The following is a 7,028-nucleotide window of genomic DNA, read 5'->3' as shown; positions in this document are numbered from 1 at the left end:
AGTACCAGCGTACGGCCCACAGAATGATGTCACGCTGAAAATGCCGGCCTTTGAATGGGTTCATGTGCAGCTCCATCAGCAAAAGGGGATGATAAGTTTATCACCACCGACTATTTGCAACAGTGCCTCTGTATGCTTTGTATACCTATGGTTATGCATAAAAATCCCAGTGATAAAAGTATTTATCACTGGGATTTTTATGCCCTTTTGGGTTTTTGAATGGAGGAAAATCACATGAAAATTATTAATATTGGAGTTTTAGCTCATGTTGATGCAGGAAAAACTACCTTAACAGAAAGCTTATTATATAACAGTGGAGCGATTACAGAATTAGGAAGCGTGGACAAAGGTACAACGAGGACGGATAATACGCTTTTAGAACGTCAGAGAGGAATTACAATTCAGACAGGAATAACCTCTTTTCAGTGGGAAAATACGAAGGTGAACATCATAGACACGCCAGGACATATGGATTTCTTAGCAGAAGTATATCGTTCATTATCAGTTTTAGATGGGGCAATTCTACTGATTTCTGCAAAAGATGGCGTACAAGCACAAACTCGTATATTATTTCATGCACTTAGGAAAATGGGGATTCCCACAATCTTTTTTATCAATAAGATTGACCAAAATGGAATTGATTTATCAACGGTTTATCAGGATATTAAAGAGAAACTTTCTGCCGAAATTGTAATCAAACAGAAGGTAGAACTGTATCCTAATATGTGTGTGACGAACTTTACCGAATCTGAACAATGGGATACGGTAATAGAGGGAAACGATGACCTTTTAGAGAAATATATGTCCGGTAAATCATTAGAAGCATTGGAACTCGAACAAGAGGAAAGCATAAGATTTCATAATTGTTCCCTGTTCCCTGTTTATCACGGAAGTGCAAAAAACAATATAGGGATTGATAACCTTATAGAAGTGATTACGAATAAATTTTATTCATCAACACATCGAGGTCCGTCTGAACTTTGCGGAAATGTTTTCAAAATTGAATATACAAAAAAAAGACAACGTCTTGCATATATACGCCTTTATAGTGGAGTACTACATTTACGAGATTCGGTTAGAGTATCAGAAAAAGAAAAAATAAAAGTTACAGAAATGTATACTTCAATAAATGGTGAATTATGTAAGATTGATAGAGCTTATTCTGGAGAAATTGTTATTTTGCAAAATGAGTTTTTGAAGTTAAATAGTGTTCTTGGAGATACAAAACTATTGCCACAGAGAAAAAAGATTGAAAATCCGCACCCTCTACTACAAACAACTGTTGAACCGAGTAAACCTGAACAGAGAGAAATGTTGCTTGATGCCCTTTTGGAAATCTCAGATAGTGATCCGCTTCTACGATATTACGTGGATTCTACGACACATGAAATTATACTTTCTTTCTTAGGGAAAGTACAAATGGAAGTGATTAGTGCACTGTTGCAAGAAAAGTATCATGTGGAGATAGAACTAAAAGAGCCTACAGTCATTTATATGGAGAGACCGTTAAAAAATGCAGAATATACCATTCACATCGAAGTGCCGCCAAATCCTTTCTGGGCTTCCATTGGTTTATCTGTATCACCGCTTCCGTTGGGAAGTGGAATGCAGTATGAGAGCTCGGTTTCTCTTGGATACTTAAATCAATCATTTCAAAATGCAGTTATGGAAGGGATACGCTATGGTTGCGAACAAGGATTATATGGTTGGAATGTGACGGATTGTAAAATCTGTTTTAAGTATGGCTTATACTATAGCCCTGTTAGTACCCCAGCAGATTTTCGGATGCTTGCTCCTATTGTATTGGAACAAGTCTTAAAAAAAGCTGGAACAGAATTGTTAGAGCCATATCTTAGTTTTAAAATTTATGCGCCACAGGAATATCTTTCACGAGCATACAACGATGCTCCTAAATATTGTGCGAACATCGTAGACACTCAATTGAAAAATAATGAGGTCATTCTTAGTGGAGAAATCCCTGCTCGGTGTATTCAAGAATATCGTAGTGATTTAACTTTCTTTACAAATGGACGTAGTGTTTGTTTAACAGAGTTAAAAGGGTACCATGTTACTACCGGTGAACCTGTTTGCCAGCCCCGTCGTCCAAATAGTCGGATAGATAAAGTACGATATATGTTCAATAAAATAACTTAGTGTATTTTATGTTGTTATATAAATATGGTTTCTTGTTAAATAAGATGAAATATTTTGAACCGTCCTGGTTTTATCGGAGACAGGTTTGCTTGAGTCAGGCAGCATAGCCTGACGGAATTAATGAACAATAGTAGATATTTTCCGCATCAACAGGCGATACATATCCATTGGTAGAATGCAATCGTTCATGGTTGTACCAGTGTACCCAATCAAGGGTTGCTAGCGCAACATCATTTACGCCATCCCATTCCTGTTTCAAATAATCAATCACCTCCGCTTTATTATGTGAAAGCAATAAAGTATCATACTGTTTTGTGTGTAAGTGTTTAATTTTATTGATATTAAATTCAAATAATATTTATTAAAGTACCATACTATCTGCAAGGTTAGTCTAAGTACAATTCTATTAAAATAAAAAAAAGTTTCATACTAAGATCTCAATATACTGAAAATAATGAATATATTTCCTTTCTATTGAAACCCGGTATGAAACTTTTTTACTGAGTATTATTGTTTATTACATAGTATTAAACTTTATTACTCAAAAACACCAAGGTTATCCTCCAGCGCTTTCACACGCGCGCTGACGCTCGACTGGCTGATACCAAGTGCCTTGGCCGCATGCCGAAAATTCAGATGCTCGGCGACGGCGATGAACTGAACAAGGGAAATGAGCGGTATCCTGCCAGACAGGATACCGACATTCACGAGGTTTCGATGGTTAGTGCGCCGCATCGGAGCGGGCCTGCTACCAGTCGTCGGTTAGACGACTGGCGACTTCTCGGTGGCAGCCCCACGGAGCCGAAGGAGCACCAGCCCCAACGAAACCAGTACCGCCATCGCCGTGGCGTAACAGATCACGGGCCACGCTGTGTCACCGTTTAAAAGTGCCACCGCCAATGTCCCGACAATGCTGACTATCAGGCTTTGAACGCAGAAGTAGAACGCGACCGCTGATCCCGCGATGTCGTCGAACTCTGCCAAAGCGCCGTTCGCGGTAACGGACACCGTGAAGACAATACCGACCGCGACAACCCACATCGGTAGGATGAAGGTGAGGAATGACGGCGAGCCGTAAAGTTCGCCGATCCCCAACAGGACCGCTCCGCAAACAAGCAACGCCATCCCACGCGCCACGCATCCTGCGATGCCCCATCTGGCGACAAAGGACTTCGCGAAACGGGTTGTCACGATCATTACAAGCGCGACAGTGGCGAAGGCAAAGCTGAATCCGATCTCGGAATATTCCGCTTGGCCTATGAGCACACGGGGAGCCGTCGAGAAGAAGACGAAGTAGGTGCCCATACCGGCGCTAAAGCCGACAGTGTAAACCCAAAAAGCCGGACTCGCGAAGATCGGCAAGACAGATCGGCGCGTCTTGACTTGATCCAGAGGGCGGGTTTCGTGCCACCTGAAACCCGCATTTAGGAGTGCGAGCATCGCCAGTATAGCCAAAGTAATGAATATCGCCTGCCATCCCAAGAACTCGCCGATCAATACTCCGGCGATAGGGCCGAGCGCAGGCACGAACGCCAGCATCGAACTGAAAAGGCCGTAGATGACGACACCCTCAGGACGGTTGGCATAAACGTCGCGAACCGTCGCGAACGTCGCCACCAGCATGGCCGACGCGCCCACTGCTTGAAGTAGACGGAAAGCGACAAAGGCCGGTGCAGTTGAAGACCAAGCTGCTCCCAGAGACGCAATGACGAAAGCCGTTGCGCCCGCAAGTAGAATTGGCCGTCGCCCGATTCTGTCTGAGAGCGGACCAAAAATCACCTGGCCCACGCCGAGCATCACCATATAGAGGCTCAACGTGAGTTGGATCATAGCGGGCGTCGTGTTCAGGATGCCGGGCATCGCTGGAACGACAGGGAGATAAATATCCATCGCCAGTGAAGCGAGGATGTCGAAAGGAGCCATCAGCAGCAGTGCTGCCGGCAGCGTATAGGCCCACGCGGGGCGTGTGGTGGTCATGACGAATCAACCCTCGATTAAGGAATACCGGGCGACGTCTGCTCGTCAGCAATCAGATGAGACTAGCCTTACAGAGCGCCGCAACAACAATACTGGTTGTTGCGGCTTACTTGTCTGCTGACTTGGAATTTCCCATCTGATTACTCCACGCTTACGAATATGAATTGCTACATTTTATCCGATTATCTTTTGCTTTGCAATGCGGCATGGGCGCACTCAGCGTTCCAGCCCCCTCTGCCGCCCTAACTGCCACGACACCGACCCGCCCTGCACGATGCCCATAACCTCGCGGCCGAGTTGGCGGTCGATGATCGGCCGCCACGGGACAAGGGTGAACTCATGGGATTTCAGCCAAAGCATTATCGTATGAATCACCAGTCGTACCGACTGATGCTCGTAAATTTGCTGCTTCTAAACGATTGGTATAGCGAATGGAAAGATATTGCACACCTCTGTCGGAATGATGAATCACATTCTTTGGCATGCCTCGATCATGCAATGCTTGCTCCAATGCATCGAGCACCATATCTGTATTCATCCGTGTCGATACTTTCCATCCAACAATTGCTCGTGAGAACACATCAATAATAAATGCAGTATAAACCCAGCCTGAATTTGTTTGAATATACGTAAAGTCACTCACCCACAGTTGGTCAGGATGATCAGCAGTAAAATTACGTTTTACCAAGTCATCCGCTCGTTTTTGATCATCTCGGCTACGGGTGGTTTGTTTGTTCTTACCACGCCAAACACCTTTTATACCTAGCTTTTGCATTAATCGAGCAACAGTACAGCGCGCAATAATATAGCCTTCACGTTTCAGTTTTTGCCAGACTTTACGTACACCATACCGACCTGAACTTTCCTTCCAAATTCGTTTAATCTCCTCAGCATGATGCAAGTCATGTAAATCTCGCTTTGCTCGATGTTCTGGATTTTCACAGAGATCTAGAGTCCGGTAATAGGTTGAAGGTGCGATCGGTAAAATTCTACAAATCGCCTCGACTCCGTACAGCTCTTTATTATTATGGATAAAATCCACCATTATTTGTGTGGGCGGTCGAGCTCCGCCTGGGCGAAAAAAGCGGCTGCTTTACGTAGAATTTCATTGGCGCGTTGCAGTTCTTTATTTTCGCGTTCGAGTTGTTTGATACGTTCTTGGTCTGAAAGCTGCTGTACTTTAACTGGATTTTGTTTATCTAAATATTTTTGATACCAAACACGTAGTGTTTCAGGAGTACAACCCTTGCGCAGTATACTGCTCAGGGAGCAATAGCGGTGATCGCAGCCCAATTCGATGGATAATCTTTCTCGGATTCAATCAATAATTGAACCGCTCTTTCTCTGATTTCAGGGGTATATTTTACTTTTTTCATCGGGACATTCTCTCAGAAAGCTTGGTCTCCGACAAACCCGGTACGGTTCAAAAATCTTCCATTGATTTATTTATATCTGTTAAACCAGTCGCATTATGAAATGTAATATAAGTAGAAATTTCAGTATAAATGGTCATGATCTTTTCTAAATTTGAATATCTAAGCGTCTTCATTAATCAACCTTATTGATTATTAGTTTCTTCTTTTAAAGCTCTTTGTACTGTTGCTATCCCTACTTTAAACTTTTCTGCAACACCTCTAAATGTTGAATTTTCTTCAGCCATTGCTTTTCGTATTTCAACATAGTCAACCTTCCGCTTTCTTCCCTTATATAAGCCCTTCGCTTTGGCTTTTGCAATTCCTTCCTTTTGACGCTCACGGATCATGGAGCGTTCAAACTCTGCAAATGCAGCAAGCATCTGAAACATGAGTTTATTTATTGCCGATTGTGCTACATCATGACTGAAGGTCAAATTCTCTTTATGAAAAATAATGGTTATACCACGATCATTCAGACTATTCACAATTTCGTTCAGATCATTTGTATTACGTGCCAGACGATCAATACTATGAACATGCACCGTATCACCTTCACGCAGATAGTCGAGCATTGCATTTAACTGAGGACGTTCACGGCTACCACCGCTTGCCTTTTCAGTAAAGGTCTTATCCAGGCTGATTCCATCTAATTGACGTTCAGTATTTTGTTCAGTTGAACTGACTCGAATATATCCGACCTGATTAGGCATTCTGTACCGTTAGAGTTTAGATAATTAAATACATATTGTACCGAAATTAAATATTAAGTCTATAAATACGGTTTTTGAGTTGCTTTTTAAGACTTTATTTTGTTCCGTTAGGCTATAGTCTAAAGTAACGAAATTAATATTCTGCTCCCGATAGAAACAACCGTACTCAGGGAGAGATTTTTTTGATGTGCCGGTGCCGACCCTTACCAGAAGGCACTGTTGCAAATAACCACGAATAGTAAGCTGAATACTCTTTTAGCTAAAGGTGCAGCATATGAATCCCTTCCATAAAATTTAGGCTTGTATACCCAGAAAAAGGGAGCAAGAGCAACAACAGCAAAATTGAATTTAGATCGTTTTTGGCGAAATGTCAGAACACAAACTTTATATGATCCAGTCGATTATAAATATCAAGAAATTGGCGAATGGGTTTTAACAGGAAAAATACCTGGTCCAAGTTTTTATTCGTAGGAAAAGCTAAAATTCAAATTATGGGCATTGTTTTACATGGACTCAATCAATATTTTTATCTGAATTGAGCCGTGTAAAATGCACTGGAATTTATTTTTGATGAATATTTTCTAAAGTATCAACCAAAGTTCGTGTGGTTTGATCGATTTCATAATTTACTTCATCGCCTATATGGGCTTTGTTGCACAAACCTAGCATCAAAAGCTTATTCAGCAATATAATTTCAAAATGAATAAGCCTGCCTCTAAAATCTACCGTACAACCAATTGGTCATCCTATAACCGAGCCTTAATTAACCGAG

The 7,028-nt window shown here is 42.0% G+C and carries 5 protein-coding genes, 5 pseudogenes and 1 other annotated feature; of the genes and pseudogenes, 3 read left to right on the top strand and 7 right to left on the bottom strand.

Features of this window, described 5'->3' with window-relative positions; translation table 11 throughout:
* The first annotated feature begins 132 nt into the window (after window positions 1–132).
* Together FTT94_RS15880 and tet(M) are read left to right on the top strand one after the other, a co-directional pair.
* Window positions 133–219, top strand: coding sequence for a tetracycline resistance determinant leader peptide (locus FTT94_RS15880; RefSeq protein ID WP_011058339.1), 87 nt, complete (start codon window positions 133–135; stop codon window positions 217–219).
* 15 nt (window positions 220–234) lie between these two features.
* Window positions 235–2,154, top strand: coding sequence for a tetracycline resistance ribosomal protection protein Tet(M) (gene tet(M) / locus FTT94_RS15875; RefSeq protein WP_000691727.1), 1,920 nt, complete (start codon window positions 235–237; stop codon window positions 2,152–2,154).
* 94 nt (window positions 2,155–2,248) lie between these two features.
* On the opposite strand, the gene FTT94_RS15870 is transcribed toward tet(M), so the two are convergent.
* From FTT94_RS15870 to FTT94_RS15845, 6 genes and pseudogenes are all read right to left on the bottom strand, one after another.
* Complete coding sequence (locus FTT94_RS15870) at window positions 2,249–2,449, bottom strand: integrase core domain-containing protein (protein WP_171501088.1); 201 nt, start codon at window positions 2,447–2,449, stop codon at window positions 2,249–2,251.
* A 251-nt stretch (window positions 2,450–2,700) separates the two neighbouring features.
* Window positions 2,701–2,889 (bottom strand): annotated as a pseudogene (locus tag FTT94_RS15865) (LysR family transcriptional regulator); the annotation flags it as partial.
* Window positions 2,890–2,916: 27 nt separating this feature from the next.
* Window positions 2,917–4,131, bottom strand: coding sequence for a chloramphenicol/florfenicol efflux MFS transporter FloR (floR, locus tag FTT94_RS15860; protein ID WP_000214122.1), 1,215 nt, complete (start codon window positions 4,129–4,131; stop codon window positions 2,917–2,919).
* Window positions 4,132–4,347: 216 nt separating this feature from the next.
* Window positions 4,348–4,479, bottom strand: a pseudogene (locus FTT94_RS15855) (DUF3363 domain-containing protein); the annotation flags it as partial.
* A pseudogene (locus FTT94_RS15850) lies at window positions 4,478–5,507 on the bottom strand (IS3 family transposase); the annotation flags it as partial. The pseudogenes FTT94_RS15855 and FTT94_RS15850, both read right to left, overlap by 2 nt.
* Window positions 5,102–5,218, bottom strand: a sequence feature (AL1L pseudoknot). (Overlaps the previous pseudogene by 117 nt.)
* Window positions 5,508–5,689: 182 nt before the next feature.
* Entirely contained in the window at window positions 5,690–6,256 is a 567-nt protein-coding gene (locus FTT94_RS15845; RefSeq protein WP_006581699.1) for a recombinase family protein, read from the bottom strand.
* A gap of 309 nt (window positions 6,257–6,565) precedes the next feature.
* Between FTT94_RS15845 and FTT94_RS15840 the strand changes: the two are divergent.
* Window positions 6,566–6,727, top strand: a pseudogene (locus FTT94_RS15840) (monooxygenase); the annotation flags it as partial.
* A gap of 90 nt (window positions 6,728–6,817) precedes the next feature.
* Here FTT94_RS15840 and FTT94_RS16805 read toward each other — a convergent pair.
* Window positions 6,818–6,898 (bottom strand): annotated as a pseudogene (locus FTT94_RS16805) (riboflavin synthase); the annotation flags it as partial.
* Between the last annotated feature and the right edge of the window lie 130 nt (window positions 6,899–7,028).

Source organism: Acinetobacter sp. YH12027, from assembly GCF_013420085.1.
Taxonomy (GTDB): domain Bacteria; phylum Pseudomonadota; class Gammaproteobacteria; order Pseudomonadales; family Moraxellaceae; genus Acinetobacter; species Acinetobacter amyesii.
This window is presented reverse-complemented; position numbering and strand designations above follow the sequence as displayed.

What these genes read in the sequence shown, in the direction of transcription:
- floR (WP_000214122.1), bottom strand. Translation starts at nt 4,131, where the DNA reads ATGACCACCACACGCCCCGCGTGGGCCTATACGCTGCCGGCAGCACTG.
- FTT94_RS15845 (WP_006581699.1), bottom strand. Translation starts at nt 6,256, where the DNA reads ATGCCTAATCAGGTCGGATATATTCGAGTCAGTTCAACTGAACAAAAT.
- FTT94_RS15880 (WP_011058339.1), top strand. Translation starts at nt 133, where the DNA reads ATGCTTTGTATACCTATGGTTATGCATAAAAATCCCAGTGATAAAAGT.